Below are 19,578 nucleotides of genomic sequence, written 5' to 3'. Positions count from 1 at the left end.
TTCAGTACACACATTGGGGCGATTCTAGATACGGAGCTTACCCTGGTCGTGATGCACACTTTAGTACTTATTTTAATACGTGTCCTAATACGAATCATTTAATAGATCTCACTACATGTACGCCGCAGCGGGACAATTTTTGTTTTGGATCTAGCTACAACTCCCATTGTTCAGGGCGGTAAGAGTCTGAAACATATTCGATCTACCCAGTCCCAGTCCCATTTCACCTGGCCATCTGATCCTTACTTGATCCGCCCTGTCTCTCAACCGCACTTTTGCCTTTCACATCTACGCACTTCTCTAATATGTACATCTCCCGTTCCTCTCGCAAGGTGGAATGGACTTTGGCTTCCCTTTTTCCATCGAAACGGTTCTCGATAATCTATCTATGGCCATTGCTGCCGTCCATCCTGCACTTCATTCAAAATATGCTTCATCACGGGCACGTACACTTTCCAGTAGAACATGTCCGGAATATCTTTCTGATCTGGCGTAAGCTTGGACCGGACGACCTCCCATCCACGGATTCGGCGCCAGAAGGAATAATGCTTCATCTCTCCAAAGGACCCTGCCATGTAATACGACCGATTATAGTCGTCGTACCGGACCAGTGCAGCAAATTCCGCAGGAATTCCTGCATCCACCAGCTTCTGCTCACCTGTCTCCGTCAGATCCGTCTTATACCAGGCCAGTATGGAGTTCTTCTCTTGCGGCACAATGATATCGAACCAGCCACTATAATGTATATCCTGGGTTATGCCGCTCCAATCACTGCCTTCCGGTGTAAATGCAATCTGTATATTGCCTGTCTTCACATCCGGACCTTTCGCCAGTACCATGACCTGTCCATCCATATGGATCAGCAGCATACCCGCTCCGTGATAAGACCATTTCTTCTTCTCTTGTTGCTCATAGTTCGTCCGAATCCAACGGGGTACTTCTTCTATACTTTGCAGATTAGATACCGATTTCCCTTGCCATCCACTGCTGTCCACACCCAAGATGGGGTATAGTTGCTCTCTTGTCATCTTGGAAGCCGTATTTGCCAATGCACTGTATTCGGCAACAATCGTTACCCCTTTATACGCAGCCTCGCGGATTTTCTGCACATCATATATCGTTAATCCTTCATAGATTCCGCCTTGTTTCCCTTCACTCTTGTGTGCAGACAGACTACTCCGATTCGCCGTCAGATAGATCAGATCCGTATCTGTCACCTCATCAGGCAGCAGTTGCTTCATCCGTGGAAGCCCGTTCTGAAGATCATAACCGTAATAATCCTCTTCATACGAGTAGTATTCCCCTGTGTGCTGTACAATCTTCTGTTGATTCAGAAGCCAAACCAACCCCTTGTGCCCCTGATAGGACAAGTCCGGTCTGCTCTTGTCAATAATCATGATGTTCAGTGAAACCGGGGCCTGGGATTGCCACATAATCCATGGGACAACCAGCACCACCGATACCACTGTAAAACAAGCCAACGTCCACATCGTGGCTGGCCTGTAACTTTTTTTCATGAAGCGTATTCCTCCTTGCTCTGTTCCAAGGTATTGTCAGGATCGATCGTTAGATTACCCTAATCCATGTCTGCTGTCCTTTTCCTCTGCCTTCCGCAATCCCATAGCCTGCAACATGCCATATATACGGGATATGTTATTCAGCGGTCTGAACCAGAACGTCTCCGTACATGCATACAACAGCAGACGTGTCACCTCTCGGGACGTATATACCTTGCGTGAACACCATATTTCGAACATCACCACACTTGCGGACAACAAGGAACCATAGAGGGTCAGTAGCAGAACGAGAATGATGCATAGGTTAATATCCACCCACTGTAGCCCTATGCCTGCAATGAACAGCACGATCGCTCCCAGTTCCAACACAGGCCCCAACAATTCGATCAAAATAAAATACGGGATGGATACCATCCCCATCCAGCCATAGGCCGGATTGAAGATCATGCTCCGCTGAGTCCATAGACTGCTTGCAAGCTGCATGTGCCAACCGATACGCTGTCTGCACAGCTGATGCCATGTACCGGGTACTTCTACCCTGCAGATCGGATCGGGAATATATATAATACGGCCACGTTCCCGAATCTGCTTCATATGTTTCTGTAACCGCATCACCAGTTCCATGTGAGCGACCTGGTCATCGCGCTTGTAACCTCCAACTTCCAACACCCGGTTCTTTTTGAATATACCGAATACTTCAGACGTAAATAAAAGCACATTAATATTATAACGAACAAGGCCCACACCGCTAATCAGAAAAGCACGCACGTATTCAATGGTCTGCATTACAAACAACGTACTGCCCGTCCTTCTTGCGCCGTTGTGGGTTAAATCCGTTTGATTCGTATTTCTGGAGGCCATGAGATCTACTCGTCCACTACAAGCAACGACCTCTTCTCCTGGGAGAGCATCCATAACGGGCTTCATAATCTTCACCAATGCATCCCGTTCCAGAACTGTCCTGGGTCCAACAGAGGCGATATAAGGATATTGCGAGATATTCAGACCGGCATTCAGGGAGTCCATTCGTCCCCCATACGCCTTGTCGATCACAACCAGACGATGATGTAATCTGGATTGGTAGACACATTTAATCTGAGCCGTCTCCTGACCGAGTCCCGAATAATGAACTTTACTCCGAATGGGCATCAGATCATAGGTTTCTTTTAGACGCCGCATGGTCTCATCCTCTGATCCATCATTAATGATAATAACCTCATAACGTGCATACTGCATATCCAACAGACAGCTGATTCGCTGTACGATCGTATCCTCGCTATTCCGCACCGGAACAAGCAGGGATACCGCAGGAGCCAGTTCTTCATCCAACATCTCATGATATTGCAGCGGGTCCAGATCCCTCTGGCGGATCAATGTGCGAGCGGCAGCAACGACCAGAACACTACACATCACAATTGCTAACACCAGATAGATAAATATCCCCTCGTAACATGCCAAAACAAAACTCCGCAGCATCTCAATCCATCTTTCGTCCATACTGCATCCTTTCCAGCGTTTCCTCCGCTATCTGCCTTGCATATTTATCCAGATGGTTTACAGCCGTATCCCGGAGCTCTTCAAGTCCCTGCTCGTACCGGGCAAGAGAGTTCGCCGCTTCCTGTCGGATCTGAAAAGAAGGATCACCCATCATTACCTTCAGTCTAGGAATAAAAGCATCCGCATGAACAGTACCCATAAGCTGGGTCACTGTTAGTCTTTCAGAGCGTTGCCTCTCCTCACCAGATTCGTTCCATACCAGCAATAGCCCCTTCAGCAACTCTTCGCGACCTCTGCTCACTTGAGCCAATGCCTGATAAGCGTGGGTACGCAGCAACGCATCCTCTCCAAGAATGAGCTTCTCCAGTAGGACAACAGCACCCTCCGTCTGGTCATCCCGAATACGAATGGCATGGACGATATTAGACTGGACCTGATAAGGTACCTCCTTGAAATGATCTTTCAGACAAGTCCAGGATGAATCGGTAAGCAACAGCAGAATCTGCAGATACTGCGAATCGGACCATACATATTGCTCACGCATCAATTCCTTCACGATTCTGAAATAACCGGTTCTGGCATATATGCGCAATATGATGAAGCGTTCAAGCGGCGTACAGGAAGTAACCCGCAGCATATCCTCTAACCTGGGCAGAAGCTCTATCATATGAAACTGTTCAATATATAACAACGTGTTGACCCGTTCACTCCACTTTCCCGTCTTCAGAACCGACCGGTATGAACTTCCAAAGACTTGCCAGGATAACAGACGAACTCGCAGAATCTCGTGCTCTTCCGGACCTTGAGCAAGCCGTTGCAATAACAATTGCTGCAAAACGATCTGTTGATCTCCACTCATATTCAATAAGTCTACGCCAATTTCTCCCTCGTTCAGGTACCGCTGTAGAAATGAACCTTCTGCAAGTAATTCATGCATCAGTGCCGTCTTAACCTTTTCCCTGCGCCTACTGCTATATTTCATCCATAAGATGTAACCGTAGATAACCAGCAAAAAAGCTAGTACACTTGCACATATGAGGCTGACCACATGTACTAACCAATCTGTATTACCTGCAAGCCACCCTCTATGATGTGAGCCGATAAGCTTGATATACATCCATTGTTGTCCAATCATTGCATGATTTCCCCTTAATCGAATAAACAGCCTTACAACGGGCACAATAATACAAAATTTTCAAATACACCCTGTGAATACATATCGGGTATATGATACACTAAGCTTTCTATCGGCTTTCTGCGTTTGTGATATAATAGGAACTGAAAATTCCGGCAATTCGTATTGGGTTCCGGATCTCCGGATAACATATTATTCCAGAAAGAGGGAGTTCTACGTGGCTCAAATCAGTCCGTACTACCTGCAAATCGGAGCAACCGTGGGCATGCTTGTCATGGCACTGCTTGCCATCTTCATCCGCATGAAAGCCAGTCACAGACCGGTGACCATTCGTAAAATCCTTATTCCTCCGCTCGGCATGAGCACAGGATTTCTCATGTTTGTTGTACCGGAGACTCATGTTCCTCTACTCTGGGCATTCATTGCGTTTCTGGTGGGCTGGTTCCTCTTCTCCTATCCCCTCATTCGCAGTACACGGTTTGAACGAGTAGGTGAAGAAATTTTTGCCACACGTTCTCGCAGCTTTGCATTTATCTTGCTTGGATTGCTGGCCGTACGCCTGATCCTGCATGAAGTCATTCAGCGATATGTAAGTATTCCGCAAACAGGCGGATTGTTCTTCCTGCTGGCTTTTGGCATGATTGTACGCTGGCGTGTATATATGTACAAACACTACAAAGAAGTGCTGGTCGCCGAACACTAGTCACCTACATAGACCACGCATAGATTTACAGATAAAAAAGACACGTTCTGCTGCACCCTCGGTGTGCAGAACGTGTCTTTTCGTTTTCAACCTAATTGTACATGTAAACCATTCAATATCTATTCAGGATCTGCAACCTTAACCAGTTGCTTGCCCAGATTATCTCCCGAGAAAAGACCCATGAATGCTTCCGGCGTCTGTTCGAACCCGTCCACAATGTTTTCTTCATACTGGATATGACCTTCCTTGATCCATTTCGCCAACTTGGCGCGGCCTTCCTTGAAGGATTTCGTATAGTCACCCAGCAGGAAACCTTTCATTAATGCTGTATTTGTTAACAGCAGCGTCTGTGGTCGCATCCCGATATCCGGCTTCTCCAGATTATAGGACGAGATCTGACCGCATAACGGAATACGTGCATTCCGATTGATGTGGCGCAAGACTGCATCCGAGATGTCCCCGCCCACATTGTCAAAGTAGACATCTACACCGTCCGGGCAAGCCCGTTCAATGGCCGCTGACATATCCTGCTCCTTTTTGTAATTCAACACCACATCGAAGCCCAGCTTTTCTTTCAAATAAGCGCATTTCTCATCAGAGCCTGCAATACCAACCACGCGTGCTCCCACAATTTTACCAATCTGACCTGCAATCATGCCTACCGCTCCGGCTGCTCCCGATACAACAACCGTTTCGCCGTCCTTCGGTTTGCCGATATCCTCCATACCAAAATAAGCCGTCAGACCCGTCAGGCCCAGCGCACCCAGGTAAGCCGTGATTGGTGCTTCTTCAGTATCAATTAGCGAAAGGTCAGCCGTATTCACTGCGGCATATTGCTGCCAGCCCCACATACCGGATACGAGGTCACCTTTGCGCAGATTCGGTTCCGAAGATTCCACAACCTGTCCAATGGCTCCACCCTTAATCACTTCATTTAACGCGTACGGTGCAGCATAGGATTTTGTATCTTTCATGCGGCCCCGCATGTATGGATCAACCGACAAATATAATGTACGTACCAGGACTTGCCCAGCTTCCGGTTCAGGAAGAGGTGCATCAATGAATTTGAAATTCTCTCTGGATGGGGCACCTTCGGGACGAGAAGCAAGTACGATCTGTTTATTTAAAGACACCAAAATTACCTCCTTGTTGCCAAGTGGACGCAAGGTTAACCCTTGTCAGCTGAGATCACTTACCACTGGCTCTGTGTTATCACTTCTTAATAGTTTAAACCGAAACAGGCGGTTCACAAACGTGGGCCGCCTTGAAATATGCAAATATCGTCACATTGTAGCTGCTTTTGGCTATTATTGTGCTGTCAAAATCACTGGACCATCCGCCGTAATCGCAATCGTATGTTCATACTGGGCAGACAGACTTCCATCCAAAGTACGAGCAGTCCATCCATCTGAATCCAGCTTACTTCGGAACGTACCAATATTCAGCATCGGTTCGATCGTAATAACCATGCCTTCCTTGAGACGCGGACCCCGATGAGGCGGACCGTAGTGAGGGACTTGTGGTTCCTCATGCATCTTCTCACCAATGCCGTGTCCGATAAACTCACGCACAACCGATAGGCCTTCACCTTCTGCATACACTTGAATCGCATTGGAGATATCTCCGATCCGGTTGCCCACCACGGCAAGTTCAATGCCTTTGTACAGAGAGTTTTTCGTTACATCCAGCAGATGTTGTGCTTCCGGAGTCACTTCACCTACGGCATATGACCAAGCCGAATCCGCCAGCCAGCCATTCAGATTAACGACCATGTCGATTGTAACGATATCGCCGTCTTTCAGTGCATATTTTCCCGGAAACCCGTGACAGATCACATCATTAACCGACGCACATGTCGCATATTGGTACCCGTTATATCCCTTTTGTTCCGGCGTAGCGCCATTTTTCTTCATAAAAGCTTCTGCAAACTGGTCGATCTCCTGTGTCGTAATGCCTGGACGAATCATCTTTGCAATTTCTCTATGGCATGCGGCGAGAATTTCTCCGGCTTTTTTCATATATTCAATCTGTTCTTTGGTCTTTATTGTAATCATAACAACTGCTCCTGTCCGTTAAAATCTTATCCTGTCCTCTATTGTAACGCTAAACGCTCAAAATAAAAAATTCCGCGCAATCAGCAACATCCTATTATACGCCAAGCTCCTGTCCATTGAATACAATTATCCATGAAAAAATCGAAACCCCTCCATATCTGGCCACGTATATGCTTAAAACAGTTGAAGTCGAAAGGGTGAAAGCTCATGTTCAAAAAGATTATCGGCAAACTTATCGATTCCAAATCTTCATCTCACCGCAAACGTCATAGCTCCTCCGACAGGCGCTCATATAAACGTCACAGTAGTTCCTCAGGCAAGCGTTCCTACAAGCGCTATTCTTCTTCGGATGTGAAATACCGGGATAGCCGTAGTGGCTCCGGGTATTACAAAAGCAGAAAATACAGCTCCAGCTAAGCTGCTAACACAACTGGTTTTAAAGAGCAATGATCACACCAGCTTATTAGACGCTACAATAAATGAATATGTAATAAAGGGGTGTTCGCCAGCCGTACTTACGGCCAGCAGAACACCCCTTTATTGTTTCTATATAAGTATGTATCAATTTTGCTGATTTTGATGTCTTAATGCTTCAATATAGCAAATTCGCTTATCCAGAGAGAACGAATAATACACTTTAAATTTATCAACTAATATCCGGTACGTCCCTTGCCAGGATGGTTCCTGAGCTGGCATGGATTCCGCCATGACAGCCACCTTCAATTCAATTCTTCGAACTAGTTCAATCTTATAGAGCTTTGTCTCTTCCTGAGTGAAACGAATACTTCCGATTTGAGCGAGAGCCTGTCTTGCTGAAGGTGTCCACTGGATCAACATCTATAAATTCCCTTTTTCAATTGCGTCAATTATATCATCTGTAGAGTAGACCCTACCCGAAGAAATATCTTTTTTGGCTTGCATAATTAGAGTTTTGAGCTCCAGATCACTTTCTATTTCTTCCTGAACCACGTTTTCCAGCGGCTTGATTAAATAATGCTTACCTTCAATATCCACAATGGTGTCTTTTTTGCTATGAAACCACGATTTGAATAATTCGGCATGATCGCCTTCCAGTTTTTTAAGCATATGATGAATCGCCTCCTTCAACGTGTAATTGTTATCCATTATATCATTTAACCCACTGTTTTGATACGTTTTGCATTTTCAGCAAAAAGGAAAAAGACCCCTGCAGATATCATACGAAGAGGTCACGGATAACAAATATAGGTCCGCCTACAGAGCTTATTTCATTGTAATTTCAGCAACACATTCTCAATCTCTGCCTGTAACTCTGTCGCCCCACCCTCATAACTTGGCCGGAGTCCAAGGAGTCGCTCCAGCATCTGGTGCAATTCCGGCGTAAGCTTAAGTTCCTCCTGCCAGCTGGCGGGTTCGCGGCCCTTCTCTGGCTCATAAGCCGAATACAGCATAAAGAGAAGAAAGTGGCCGATATCCTGCAAATCATGATCCGGTGTAGCCGGTTCATCTTCAGGCTCAGGGACTTCACGCATACGTCGCTTTAGCTCCGGCAACAACGGCTCCCCCAAGCGTCTCGCCAGGCCAAAGTCAATCAAATGCACCATCCCTTCACGTAAAATAACATTGGGAATCCGCACATCTCCATGAATATATCCCTGCTCATGCACATGAGCCACCGGAGCCAGCAGTTGACCTGCCAATTCCAGACATTCCCGCTCCGTATATCGAAGACCTTGCTCAAATATGCAATCTTCCAGCGTCTGTCCACGAATATACTCGGTAACGATATAACTTCGTCTCCCGGATGTGAACACATCCAATAGATCAGGGATCGCCGGATGATGCAGACGTCTCATCACGTCCGCCTCCCGCTCCAACAGGTGCGCAGAGAGTCTGCCCTTGCTAGGCTTGGACTCCTTTAATGCCACTTCCCTGCCGTTCTGGTCATCTGTACACAGGTATGTCAGCCCATAACTCCCCATACCCAGCAATTCCTGTATTGTATAACGCTCAGCAATGGTCTTGCCTTCCCGCCGAGGACGATCCGTCCATAGTCCGAGCAATCTTTGCCAACTTCGTCGCAGCTCCACAGATCCTCCCACGCCAGCTTCCTGATCCACTCAGTCTTTATCTATACTGAGCAGTTCGTTGCCAGTCTTCATGTTGTATGGAGCTTATTATATCAGGCCCATAATGCAAAATCACGATGAGCAAGAGCCTGTCATTCAAGCTTCCTTATGCTTCTTGGGCAGGAACCCGAACAACATACGCAGGGATACTCCTTTGGGTTTGCGTTTTCTTCCCTGGAAACTGCGCAGATTGGTTACGAGTTCACGATCCCGCTCCTCTTCCAGCTTCTCGTTCATCCATAGACGCTGTTTTTCCATCTGTTCCTGAAGCGCCATATGTGTCTCCGCCAGATGCTGAAGGGTCAGCTCCAGTTCATCGACCCGCTGTTGCAGCAGCTGTACCCGATCATCCTGCTGTTGTTCTACAGCACCATAAGTCACCTCACTTACCAGTTGCCCCAGACCTTCATAGGATCTCAGATTACCCATTATTTCAGGTTCTTCAGGGAGTACAGATGACATGACTGTCGCTGCACATTCCGCCTCTGACAGACCTTCAATTCCCACCACCGGGACATCCACTTCTACTACAGCTACAGGTGCTTCTGGAGCCAATACAGTCACCACAGCATCAGCCAAGGGTAGATTATGCTCTCTGAGTTCAGTCATCAGCCGTTCAATGCACTCGATGTCGTCGGACTTGAATAGTCTGGATTTGTTGGCTGACCGTTCGAACCGGTATCCCTGTTCTTCCAGTGCCGCCGCATATTTACGAAGAGTACTGGCACCTATGCCCAGGCTCTTGGCCGTTTCCGTCGTTGCTCCTGCTTCTTCAATCATCATTAATTCCCTCCCGGAATGAAGTCTTTTGGGAATCAATTTCATAATACCTTTAGTGAGTTATGAAATTGATTCTTGAATAAAAACATTATGGCTTCAGCGTTCCTTTATGGAACCGTCATCGGATCGGGGCAACCTGTCTCATGGATCAAGTATGCTTATCTTTTGCTTGTCCGTATGTATTCGTCAGCTTCTCGGCAGATCCCTTTGGCGGTTTTGTTCTGTTTCTGCGGATTCCTAAGAAGTTTTGTCAGGTATATGATCCGCACAAATAACCCCCAATCCGACAACAAGCATGAATGCTGTCATGTCGAATGACACAGGTGCAAACGCCGTCAAATCTTATGATTATGGATTATTCATGTCAATTTTGTTAACTCCGTTACTCCAATACGCTCCCGCGATAGCGGATATCATTGCTGCGCAGCTTTTTCATGTGTTATCTTATGTAACGTAGAAGTGGATTCCAGCATAAAATAAAGGACTATACTTAACATAGGACGCATTAGTAACGGATAAATATCAATCTAAATGGGGGCTGAACGGCAGTGTTAGGCAAATCAGGCAAAGTAGCGGTGATCGGGGCGGGTCTTGTCGGTTCGAGTTGTGCGTATTCCATGATTAATCAATCGATATGCAGGGAAATTATGATGGTGGACCGGACGTATGACCGTGCTGTAGCACAGGCACTGGATTTTTCCCATTGTATGGACTTCACACATAACCGCACCAAGGTATATGCAGGCACGTACGCCGATTGTGGCAATATGGATGTTATTATCTTAACTGCCGGGGCAAATCCCAAGCCAGGACAGACACGGCTGGATATTCTGGAGGAAGCGGAGTCGATTGCCAAAGACATCGTGGTCCCGATCATGAACAGTGGATTTAACGGGATTTTTGTCGTCGCTGCCAATCCGGTTGACATAGTAACTTATATGGTATGGAAATTATCCGGCCTCCCGCGCGAACACGTCATCGGTACAGGCACGTCCATTGACTCTTCACGACTCAAAACACTGCTGTCTGAAGTCTTCTCCATCGATCCACGCAGTGTGCATGGTTATGCTCTCGGAGAGCATGGAGAATCCCAGTTCGTGGCCTGGTCGCATGTGACCATCGGTGGCAAACCGATTATGCACATCATGGATCAGCACAAGGAGCGCTTCAAACATCTGGATCTGGAGGATATTGCACGCAAAACAAAGGATGCCGGCTGGGAAATCTTTACCCGTAAAGGTTCTACCCAATTCGGAATCGGCAATGCCCTCGCGCATATCACTCGTTCCATCCTCAATGACGAACACAAGATCATCGCCGTATCAGCTATCCTGGATGGAGAGTATGAGCAACATAACGTCTGCGTCGGTGTTCCTGCAATCATCGGTGGCAATGGTATTCAAGAGATTATCGAATTGAATCTGGATGCAACGGAACGTGAGAAATTCAACAATTCCTGTGAAATCCTATCAGGTAACATCAATCGTCTGACATTGGTATAAGCCATTCGTATACAACTCCACTTTGTATGCTTCGGCTCAACTTCAAAAGCCTGCCGACACAAACATGCCAATAACACTCCATCCGAGGAGTTTTATTGGCATGTTTGTGTTTATTATTTTTCACAGCCAGATGAATCAATTTCATAATTGATTTGAGTAGTTGTTCAATTCGGTGCAAGCTGAGGTTCGTCCCTTGGCCCCCATTGCTGTAACACTCGCTTCAACTCACTCAGCATAACCGGTTTGCTAATAAAGTCACGCATACCAATCTCCAGACAAGCTTCCTTATCTTCACGTTTGGCATTGCTTGTAACTGCGATGATTGGAGGTATGCGATCCTGTGGAATTAGGCGGTGTAACAGGTCTGTCGCCTTCAGTCCATCCATCACAGGCATATGAATATCCATCAGGACAATATCATAAGCATTCTGAGAGATGGCATCAATTGCCTCCACACCATTAGTACATACATCTGCGTGGTATCCGAGCTTCTCCAGATATTCTCGCAAAATCTTCCGGTTCACCGGATGATCCTCCGCCACCAGAATACGCATGGCCACCTTATCACTTTGACGTGTGCGATCATGATGGAACTGACTTGCTGTCTGTTCTGCTGAAGCATCTACACTCGCCGCAGGAACAGCAAACCGGAAGGTTGAGCCTTCCCCTTCTATGCTCTCGACACTGATACTACCTCCCATGATCTCCACGAGTCGCTTGGAGATGACCAGTCCCAGTCCGGTACCACCATACTTCCGGTTAATCACCGGATGCAGTTGAGAGAAGGACTGAAACAACTGATCCAGCTTGTCAGCCGGGATGCCAATTCCCGTATCTTGCACCGCAAAATCAAGAACACTGTCTTCAGGCTTTCTACCCTTGATAATATCCACGGCAACCTCAATGCTTCCCTGATCTGTGAACTTGAGCGCATTGCCAACCAAGTTCACCAGAATCTGCCGGATACGTATGGCGTCACCGACCATGAACTCAGGAATGCTTGGATTGAGACGATATCTGATCTCCAGATGTTTCTCATCTGCAAGCGGTTTAAACAGTTCGGCAACCTGTTCCAACATCTTGCGTAATGCAAATGGTTCATAAGCCAGTGCCATTTTCCCCGATTCCAGCTTACTGAAGTCCAAAATATCATTAAGGATGTTCAGCAGAGCATCGCCGCTGTCTCGAATAATCTCGGCATATTCACGCTGTTCTTCCGATAAATCGGTACCGATCAACAATTCTGTCATCCCCACGATCCCGTTCATCGGTGTCCGGATCTCATGGCTAACCATCGACAGAAATTCCGACTTGGCCTGAGCTGCCAGCTCAGCTGTCTCTTTGGCACGTACAATTTCACGTTCGCCAGTCACATCATTAAATACAACCACCGCGCCCTGAATCTGTCCCTGTTCAATAATCGGCGTCACCTGATACTGCACCAGAAAGCTGCTGCCATCTTTACGCCAGAACACATCTTCCTTGATTGAACGTATCTGTCCATCCAACACGGTCATGTGGATCGGGCATTCTTCTTGTGGCAAATGACTTCCGTCTGCACGGGTGTGATGGATGATGGGATGTGAGTTTTTGCCAATGAATTCTTTCGCCTCATAACCGAACATCGAAGCTGCTGCTGGATTCATAAACATGGTGATTCCATCCGCATCCAAACCAAATATTCCTTCTGTAACCGTGTTGAGAATCAGCTCATGTTGCTTGCTGAGCTCCTGAATCCGTTCCGTGTATTCCTTGCGCTCGGTAATATCGGACACGATCCCATAGACGCCCACCATTTCCTTATCCACAATAATGGGCACATTCGTAACAGATACTTCAATCTTCCGACCACTTGAATTGACGATTCGGGTCTCATAATATTGCGGTTCGCCTTGCTTCACCATGTCAAAATAATGTTTGCCATATTGCACTTCGCATTTATCCAGATTGGATAAAAAAGACTGGCCAATAAGCTTATTGCGCGGAATATCCAACATTTGCACCAGTTTGCTGTTCACTGCGCTGTATTTACCTTCCAGATTCAATGAATACACAGCTGCCGGGTTATGTTCGAACAACGATCTGTATCGCTGACGGCTTTCCCGAAGACGTCTTTCCGCATCCTTATGCTGGGTAATATCCCTGCTGATGCTTACAATCTGGACACTCTTGCCACGCTCTCCAGCAACAGGTTTCGCCAATGTCTCCATCCAGATATAATGTCCCTTCTTGTGCAACACACGCATCTTGCAGCCATTGCCGATCTTGGAAAGATCCATAGGGTCCGGATAATCTCCCGAATAACAATAATCCTTGAAGGACTTACCTATGACTTCCTCCGGCTTATAACCCAGTAAGGTGTACACGGAAGGGGAAACGTATAACAACTCGCCATCCATAGCACAAGTTGTAATCAGATCTTGTGCATGGTCAGCCAGCACCTGATATTTCTCCTGTGCCTCCTTAAGCTCACGTTGCACTTCCAGGATATCGGTAACATCTTTGGCAATGCCATAAATTCCTACAACTTCTTTTCCCTCCGTTATAGGCACATACGTTATCTCTGCCTGTTTCAGGGAACCATCTTTATGATAAAAAGTAATGGGATTACTGACTGAACGTCCAGCCAGTACCTCTTTAATGTATTGTTTGCGTGAATTTTCACTGTCCGGAGGACAGATCTCACTCTGATTCATACGAATCAAGTCATCCAGTGTATACCCAGATATCCGCTCTACCGAGGGATTAGCATCAATATAGTTTCCATGGATGTCCATTACATAAATGGCATCCGGATGGTTAAAAAACAGTGATTGGTAAGAACTTCCCTCAGAAATAATGCGCTTCAGGGTTTCCGTTTTATTAATATCCAAGGCTTACCCCTCTTTTCTCAGCCAATATCTTCATCTAACAGCAGGGATTAATTATCCCTTACTAAAATGGGCCTACCCTCGAATAACCATGTAAGCCTGCCTAGAAACAGCTTTTTTTATTTTACCAGATTCTCGTCTCATTTTGCTTGCAATCTATGTTTCAATTCACATGATGTGTGAGGTAATACTTGGAATTTTGATTTACTTAGGAGGTGCCTGCAAAGGCAGACAATTTATACAAGGATCAATGTAAGCCTCTAACAAGTTTGAAGTTCAAATCCAAGTCAGCTGATTCTGACGAATGGCTAAGCAATTTTCTAAAGAACCCAGGACATCTTATTTGGCGTCCATGTGCCCTTTGTAAATGTTAAAGAACATCAGGCACGTTAATCCCCATAATCTCCTGACATAAACGCTGCAAACGGTTGTTTCATTGGATATAACATGTCTCAGGTTCCTTAGATTGCTGAGATCACTTCAAATCCTTGAATAGTACTCCTCAGATTCATTCGGGAGTTGACCATTCATGATGGGTGGGTCAGACATTAGAAAAAATCCTCCTGAAGCATACATACAATAGAGCTTGCATGTTTTGCTTAAAGAGGATTTTGACTTACGATAACCAAGGGTGTAACGGATTATTCAGATTTCTTTTTTCGCAAAATACATCATGCCGATTCCAATGAAAATAACAGCACTGCCTCCAACAACCGCCAGCATTGTGATCAGTGGAACATTGTAGGCTCCGAAACCTGCGCCGTCCACGGGTGTCATCAGAATCATCGGTTGTGCCCATGGATAATACGGCCCATATGTCGCCGAGTTTACAATGAGAATATTCGGTATGGTCAATGCAAAATTCAGTGCGAGCGGTGCGGCAAAGCTGCTCCACACCAATGAAACGAACATCTGCAGGGCAGCCAGGGGTATACAGGCCAGCAAGCCAAGCAGCAGTTTACCTACCAAGAATCCCCAAGGTACTGGCATCGTAATGCCGTGAAACATGCCTGCCAGCAGAATGGACATCAGCAACAATACTTGCGTGCCCGCCAGAAGCATGAGTACAATCGTCAGTTTACCTGCATATACACCTGAACGTGTGAGCGGTAAAACCAGCATCTGCTTCCACCCTCCACCTGCATGTTCGAAACGGCAGACAAAGGACGTAAACACACCAGTCAGCATCGGTAACAATAACAATCCGTGCAGGAAAACCATCGTGGTCATCAATACCTGCCAATTGCCCGATGGCGTGGACAACAGTCCGATGAGCAGCGCAATGAGTGGACTCAGCAGAATCAGGAGCCATATGGGCGATTTGCTCATTTTCAATCGTTCAGCGGACAAGATTCGGAAGTACGTTGTCGCAAAGCTCATATCAGGCCACATCCTTCCGGCTAAAATGCACCATACCCAGCAACAGGATTAATAACCCTAGACCTGCCCCCATGCCTGCATACAGGTATGGATTAGGCCCATTCCAGGCCATCTGTGCCCATGCGAGCGGAAAGATTGGTGAGATACTGAGTGAGAACATACCCGTTATCGCGAGAACGATACCCAGGGTGACGGGAAGCGCCTGATTCTTGTTAACCATCGTGAGCCACAACTCCAGTGACAACACCGGAAGTGCACCAGCCAAAGGCAATAGACCCAGCTTGATCGCATGTGTCCAAGGTATTTCGCTGGCATGGAATCCGAGGATCAGACCCAGACCCACAATTCCTGCGGTTAGCAGCAGGCAGGAGATCACCAGCAGCACACAAGCAAGCAGGAACTTGGCTAAATACACGGCTGGTCTGGGAATGGGCATCGCGAGCAACTGTTTCCACGATCCCTGTTCATGCTCAACATTGGCGATCATGGAGCTGAGAATGGTTGCTCCCAGCATCAGAGACAAGGGCACAAAGACAACCACATTGCCCAATAATCCGCCCCACAGGTTATCTGCATACTGCTCTTTCAGATAGTCCAGCCGTAAGCCAAAATTAAGCGCCTGCATCGCTGTCAATCCAAGAGGGGCCAGAAAGACAAGAAACCAGATCCCTTTCCCCCGAATCTTGAGCCAGTCTGACGATAATGCACGCCCGGTCATATGGAAGCCCCCTCGCCAATGACCCGCATGAACAGATCTTCCAGCGACTGACGCTGTTCCTCTACACGATACACATCATGATCCTGCTCAATTAATCGGCGCACAAGCAGTGCCACTGAACTGTTATCCATATAAGGAAAAGTTAATGCAGAACCTTGTTGCTGACCAAATTGGCCCTGTTCTCTCGCCAGCTTCATAGCCTCTTCCGGCTCGGAAACCGTTAACCGGATAGAGCTACCCGTCTGACTATGCAGACTTGCGATGGTATCCTGAAGCACCATCTTGCCTTCACGGATAATACCAACACGACTTGCCATCTGTTCGACTTCACTCAGCAAGTGGCTGGAAACCAGAACGGTAATGCCATGTTCCAGCGGCATGCGTTTGATCAGTTCCCGAATCTCCTGAATACCGGCAGGATCAAGCCCATTCGTTGGTTCGTCCAGAATCAGCAGCTCTGGTTCACCCAGCAAAGCGCTGGCAATACCCAGACGTTGCTTCATCCCAAGGGAATACCCCTTCACTGAACGTTTGGCATCCTTGGTCAGATCTACAATGGACAGCACTTCAGCAATTCTTGATTTTGGTACATTGATGATGCGGCGCAAAGTTTCCAGATTCTCTACTGCGTTCAGATGGCCGTAATAGGACGGGTATTCGACCAAGGAACCCACACGGCGCAAAATATCCATGCGATCCTTGCGGATATCCTTGTCGAAGACACGGATCACACCTTTGGTTGGTTTAATCAAGCCGAGAAGCATGCGAATCGTTGTTGTTTTGCCGGCGCCGTTGGGACCGAGGAAGCCGTAGATATCTCCCTTTTTAATATGCAGATCAAGTTCACGGACCGCTGCACGGTCCCGGTATGTTTTCCATAGATTAGCCGTTTGAATAATATTTTCACTCACTGTATGATCACCTCAGAACTATCGTAACCTTCCAAGGTTAAAGCCAAAGTAGTCTCTAGTTTAAGTTTAGTTTAAAAAAGCTATTTCAGCGGTTTGTTGTTTCCCTGTTTCCCCTTACCACTGTAGATATATGTCTGGACACCCGTATCGGAACTGTCTACCCTCTTGCGCAGACCCATCTCACGGATCAACAGGTCTACAATGGACAAACCCAGACCTGTGCCTTTTGTGTCGGCATTCGGTTGCATTCCCGGACCCCGATCCTGAATAACGATGGCCGTCTCACCCTGAATCTCCTGAGTTGATATACCAATATATTTCCCGCTGTCGGCATGACGGATCACGTTTTGGAACAAATTATCAAGAATACGACGCATGCCCTGTTCATCCATATGCCAGATCAGCGGTTCCTCCGGGAGGTCAATATCAATCTCAAATTGCTCCTTCTCCCAGACTGGGTACCAGGCGGCCGCCGTTTCCCTGACGATCCGCAGTATATCTTTCTCTTCCAGCTTCAGTGTATATTTCCCACTCGTGAGCAAATTGTAGGATAACATGTTGTCAATGAGCCCGCCGAGGTCCTCCATCTTTGCTTCCATGCGATGTAATGAACGGTCACCTTGCTCGCTCAGCTCTTCCTTGTGCAAAGCATGCATATGTCCACGAATCACCGTTAGCGGGGTACGCAGATCGTGGGAAAGCCCCGCAATGAGACGTTTGCGCAATTGTTCCTCCTCGCGTTCACGGTGACGGCTGTCGGACAGTTGATGCACCATCTGATTGAAGGCTTCTTCCAGTTGACCGATCTCGTCTGACTGGCGGATATCTACCGGAAGCGGGAGGCCTTCCTTGCCTGTGGTCATCATGGCTGTCTGCAAACGAATAAGTCGTTTGCGAATGCGTGCGAAGAAGAGAATCGACATCATGATGAAGCTCAGAAAGATGATGGTCATTACAATGCCGAGATACAAAAGTTCCAGCAGCCCGTTACTGTGATTCATTTGCAGAAGTGATCTCGGCACTTCAATGATCATGAAGCCCTGTCCTCTGTCCTTTTCACCCCCGCCAATATATGAAACTACGGTCAACGGATCGCGAAAGGAAGCTTCTTTCATGAATTGCACGGTATTGTTCGCATTCCATTCGGCTGGAATTCGGGTCTCTGCCGTTTGCCCGGAATCCAGTGACCATCTCAATGTCGTGTCTGTCCTGCCATCCGGCGACGTGGATTTCAGAAGCGTTACATCTTCACTACCGAGAATAAAGAGGGTCTCACCGCTCGCTTTCACACGATACATGGAAGCTTTGGGATACGAGCCATGTAATTGCTCCAACTGGGCCTTAATCTCTTCATCCGAAGCACCATCCAGGTTCTCCGCTTCAAGCGACCAGAGGTTACTGATCTGGGTAACGTCACCATAAGGTGCCGCTTGATTCATATTCGTGTTATTCACTACAACAACATATATGATGGACATGATCGGAAGAATGACGGGGACAAATAATACAGCCGCCAAGATCAGGATGATGTATCTGGACATCAAGGACCGCCCAAAGCGAAGCTTACGCCGCCCGGATTGCTTTTGCTCCATGCTTCGTTCTCCCTTCCGTTCTCCCTTCATGATCTTCCGTTCCTTGAACCACCGAATCATGGCTTTTTCACACGATATCCCACACCACGGACCGTCTGAATAACTACCGGATTGGCCGGATCAAGCTCCAGCTTTTCGCGTAGATGTCGAATATGTACCATTAAAGTCTTGTCCCCATCCAGATAGGGCTCGTTCCAGACGGCTTCATAGATCTGCTCTTTGGTTCGAATCATGCCCATATGTCGTAGCAGGTAGGCGAAGATGTGGAACTGTTTTCCCGATAAAATAATCTCATCCCCCGTCTCCTCATTGATGATCCGATTGTCCTTCTCATAGATGGAGAGATGATCCAGCTTCAGGGCTGTATCCGTGGATACCGCTGTTCCTGCCTTACGCAGTTGTACTTCAATCCGGGCAGCCAGTTCATCGGGGTGAAATGGTTTGGTCACATAGTCATCGGCAAAATCAAGACCGTGCAACTTATCGTCAATGGACGTTCTGGCCGAGAGCATGACAATGGGCACGGCGGGATGTTCTTTTTTCAGTCGCTGGCCCACCGTAAATCCATCCAGTCCGGGCAGCATGACATCCAGAATAATGAGTGAGCAACCGACAGCGGCCTCCGCTGCGCCTTCACCACTGCCGAGCCACACCACCTCATAACCGCGTTCCTCCAGATCGGCTCTGACCCAAGTCGCAATTTCCGTATCGTCTTCAATATATAACAGTTTGGTTTTCATCCGAATATTCGTTTCCTTTCTGCCCCCATTGGGTTAATGATATATCTGAGCATCATCATGATAAAAGCTGT

The 19,578-nt window shown here is 47.2% G+C and carries 17 protein-coding genes; 2 read left to right on the top strand and 15 right to left on the bottom strand.

Going from position 1 to position 19,578, the window contains the following annotated elements:
- Window positions 1–386: 386 nt before the first annotated feature.
- From MHI48_RS02650 to MHI48_RS02640, 3 genes are read right to left on the bottom strand one after another with little or no spacing between them, the layout of a single operon-like run.
- A complete protein-coding gene (locus MHI48_RS02650) occupies window positions 387–1,517 on the bottom strand; it encodes a hypothetical protein (protein ID WP_036607479.1) in 1,131 nt (376 codons plus the stop codon).
- A 54-nt stretch (window positions 1,518–1,571) separates the two neighbouring features.
- Window positions 1,572–3,014, bottom strand: coding sequence for a glycosyltransferase family 2 protein (locus MHI48_RS02645; protein WP_405142917.1), 1,443 nt, complete (start codon window positions 3,012–3,014; stop codon window positions 1,572–1,574).
- Entirely contained in the window at window positions 2,995–4,149 is a 1,155-nt protein-coding gene (locus MHI48_RS02640; RefSeq protein ID WP_405142915.1) for a HEAT repeat domain-containing protein, read from the bottom strand. The genes MHI48_RS02645 and MHI48_RS02640 overlap by 20 nt, the downstream gene beginning before the upstream one ends.
- A 217-nt stretch (window positions 4,150–4,366) precedes the next feature.
- Between MHI48_RS02640 and MHI48_RS02635 the strand changes: the two genes are divergently transcribed.
- Window positions 4,367–4,852 carry a CcdC family protein gene (locus tag MHI48_RS02635; protein ID WP_176873064.1) on the top strand — a complete coding sequence of 162 codons (486 nt, stop codon included), beginning with the start codon at window positions 4,367–4,369 and terminating at the stop codon, window positions 4,850–4,852.
- A gap of 119 nt (window positions 4,853–4,971) precedes the next feature.
- Here the strand turns inward: MHI48_RS02635 and MHI48_RS02630 are convergent, their stop codons facing one another.
- From MHI48_RS02630 to MHI48_RS02605, 6 genes are all read right to left on the bottom strand, one after another.
- Window positions 4,972–5,985: an NADP-dependent oxidoreductase gene (locus tag MHI48_RS02630; RefSeq protein ID WP_036607487.1), complete on the bottom strand. Its 1,014-nt coding sequence runs from the start codon at window positions 5,983–5,985 to the stop codon at window positions 4,972–4,974.
- A 174-nt stretch (window positions 5,986–6,159) separates the two neighbouring features.
- A complete protein-coding gene (gene map, locus MHI48_RS02625; RefSeq protein WP_036607489.1) occupies window positions 6,160–6,906 on the bottom strand; it encodes a type I methionyl aminopeptidase in 747 nt (248 codons plus the stop codon).
- Window positions 6,907–7,467: 561 nt separating this feature from the next.
- Window positions 7,468–7,743 carry a hypothetical protein gene (locus tag MHI48_RS02620; RefSeq protein ID WP_076329673.1) on the bottom strand — a complete coding sequence of 92 codons (276 nt, stop codon included), beginning with the start codon at window positions 7,741–7,743 and terminating at the stop codon, window positions 7,468–7,470.
- Complete coding sequence (locus MHI48_RS02615; RefSeq protein ID WP_076329672.1) at window positions 7,744–7,992, bottom strand: hypothetical protein; 249 nt, start codon at window positions 7,990–7,992, stop codon at window positions 7,744–7,746. It abuts the gene before it with no gap.
- 161 nt (window positions 7,993–8,153) lie between these two features.
- On the bottom strand, window positions 8,154–8,975 hold the full coding sequence (locus MHI48_RS02610; RefSeq protein ID WP_405142912.1) for a serine/threonine protein kinase: 822 nt from the start codon (window positions 8,973–8,975) through the stop codon (window positions 8,154–8,156).
- Window positions 8,976–9,110: 135 nt separating this feature from the next.
- On the bottom strand, window positions 9,111–9,797 hold the full coding sequence (locus MHI48_RS02605) for a hypothetical protein (RefSeq protein ID WP_053061335.1): 687 nt from the start codon (window positions 9,795–9,797) through the stop codon (window positions 9,111–9,113).
- A gap of 545 nt (window positions 9,798–10,342) precedes the next feature.
- On the opposite strand from MHI48_RS02605, the gene MHI48_RS02600 reads away from it, so the two are divergent.
- Window positions 10,343–11,296, top strand: a complete 954-nt coding sequence (locus MHI48_RS02600) for an L-lactate dehydrogenase (RefSeq protein ID WP_036607494.1) — start codon at window positions 10,343–10,345, stop codon at window positions 11,294–11,296.
- 164 nt (window positions 11,297–11,460) lie between these two features.
- Here the strand turns inward: MHI48_RS02600 and MHI48_RS02595 are convergent, their stop codons facing one another.
- The 6 genes from MHI48_RS02595 to MHI48_RS02570 all read right to left on the bottom strand — a co-directional run bounded on the left by MHI48_RS02595 (window position 11,461) and on the right by MHI48_RS02570 (window position 19,507).
- Window positions 11,461–14,169, bottom strand: a complete 2,709-nt coding sequence (locus tag MHI48_RS02595; protein WP_076329671.1) for a PAS domain S-box protein — start codon at window positions 14,167–14,169, stop codon at window positions 11,461–11,463.
- Window positions 14,170–14,811: 642 nt separating this feature from the next.
- Window positions 14,812–15,546: an ABC transporter permease gene (locus MHI48_RS02590; protein ID WP_036672186.1), complete on the bottom strand. Its 735-nt coding sequence runs from the start codon at window positions 15,544–15,546 to the stop codon at window positions 14,812–14,814.
- Window position 15,547: 1 nt separating this feature from the next.
- Window positions 15,548–16,264, bottom strand: a complete 717-nt coding sequence (locus MHI48_RS02585; protein ID WP_036607500.1) for an ABC transporter permease — start codon at window positions 16,262–16,264, stop codon at window positions 15,548–15,550.
- The gene (locus tag MHI48_RS02580) at window positions 16,261–17,175 is read right to left on the bottom strand and encodes an ABC transporter ATP-binding protein (RefSeq protein WP_036672188.1); all 915 of its coding nucleotides are present in this window, start codon (window positions 17,173–17,175) and stop codon (window positions 16,261–16,263) included. The genes MHI48_RS02585 and MHI48_RS02580 overlap by 4 nt, the downstream gene beginning before the upstream one ends.
- A gap of 80 nt (window positions 17,176–17,255) precedes the next feature.
- Window positions 17,256–18,827 (bottom strand): histidine kinase dimerization/phospho-acceptor domain-containing protein, encoded by a 1,572-nt coding sequence (locus tag MHI48_RS02575; protein ID WP_405142908.1) that lies wholly within the window; start codon window positions 18,825–18,827, stop codon window positions 17,256–17,258.
- Window positions 18,824–19,507 (bottom strand): response regulator transcription factor, encoded by a 684-nt coding sequence (locus MHI48_RS02570; protein WP_339196736.1) that lies wholly within the window; start codon window positions 19,505–19,507, stop codon window positions 18,824–18,826. Before MHI48_RS02570 ends, MHI48_RS02575 begins: the two co-directional genes overlap by 4 nt.
- Window positions 19,508–19,578: the final 71 nt, after the last annotated feature.

The sequence above is a fragment of the Paenibacillus sp. FSL H7-0942 genome, assembly GCF_045040715.1.
GTDB lineage: Bacteria > Bacillota > Bacilli > Paenibacillales > Paenibacillaceae > Paenibacillus > Paenibacillus amylolyticus.
Note: the sequence above shows the minus strand (reverse complement) of the source record. Positions and strands in the feature narration are given on the sequence as shown.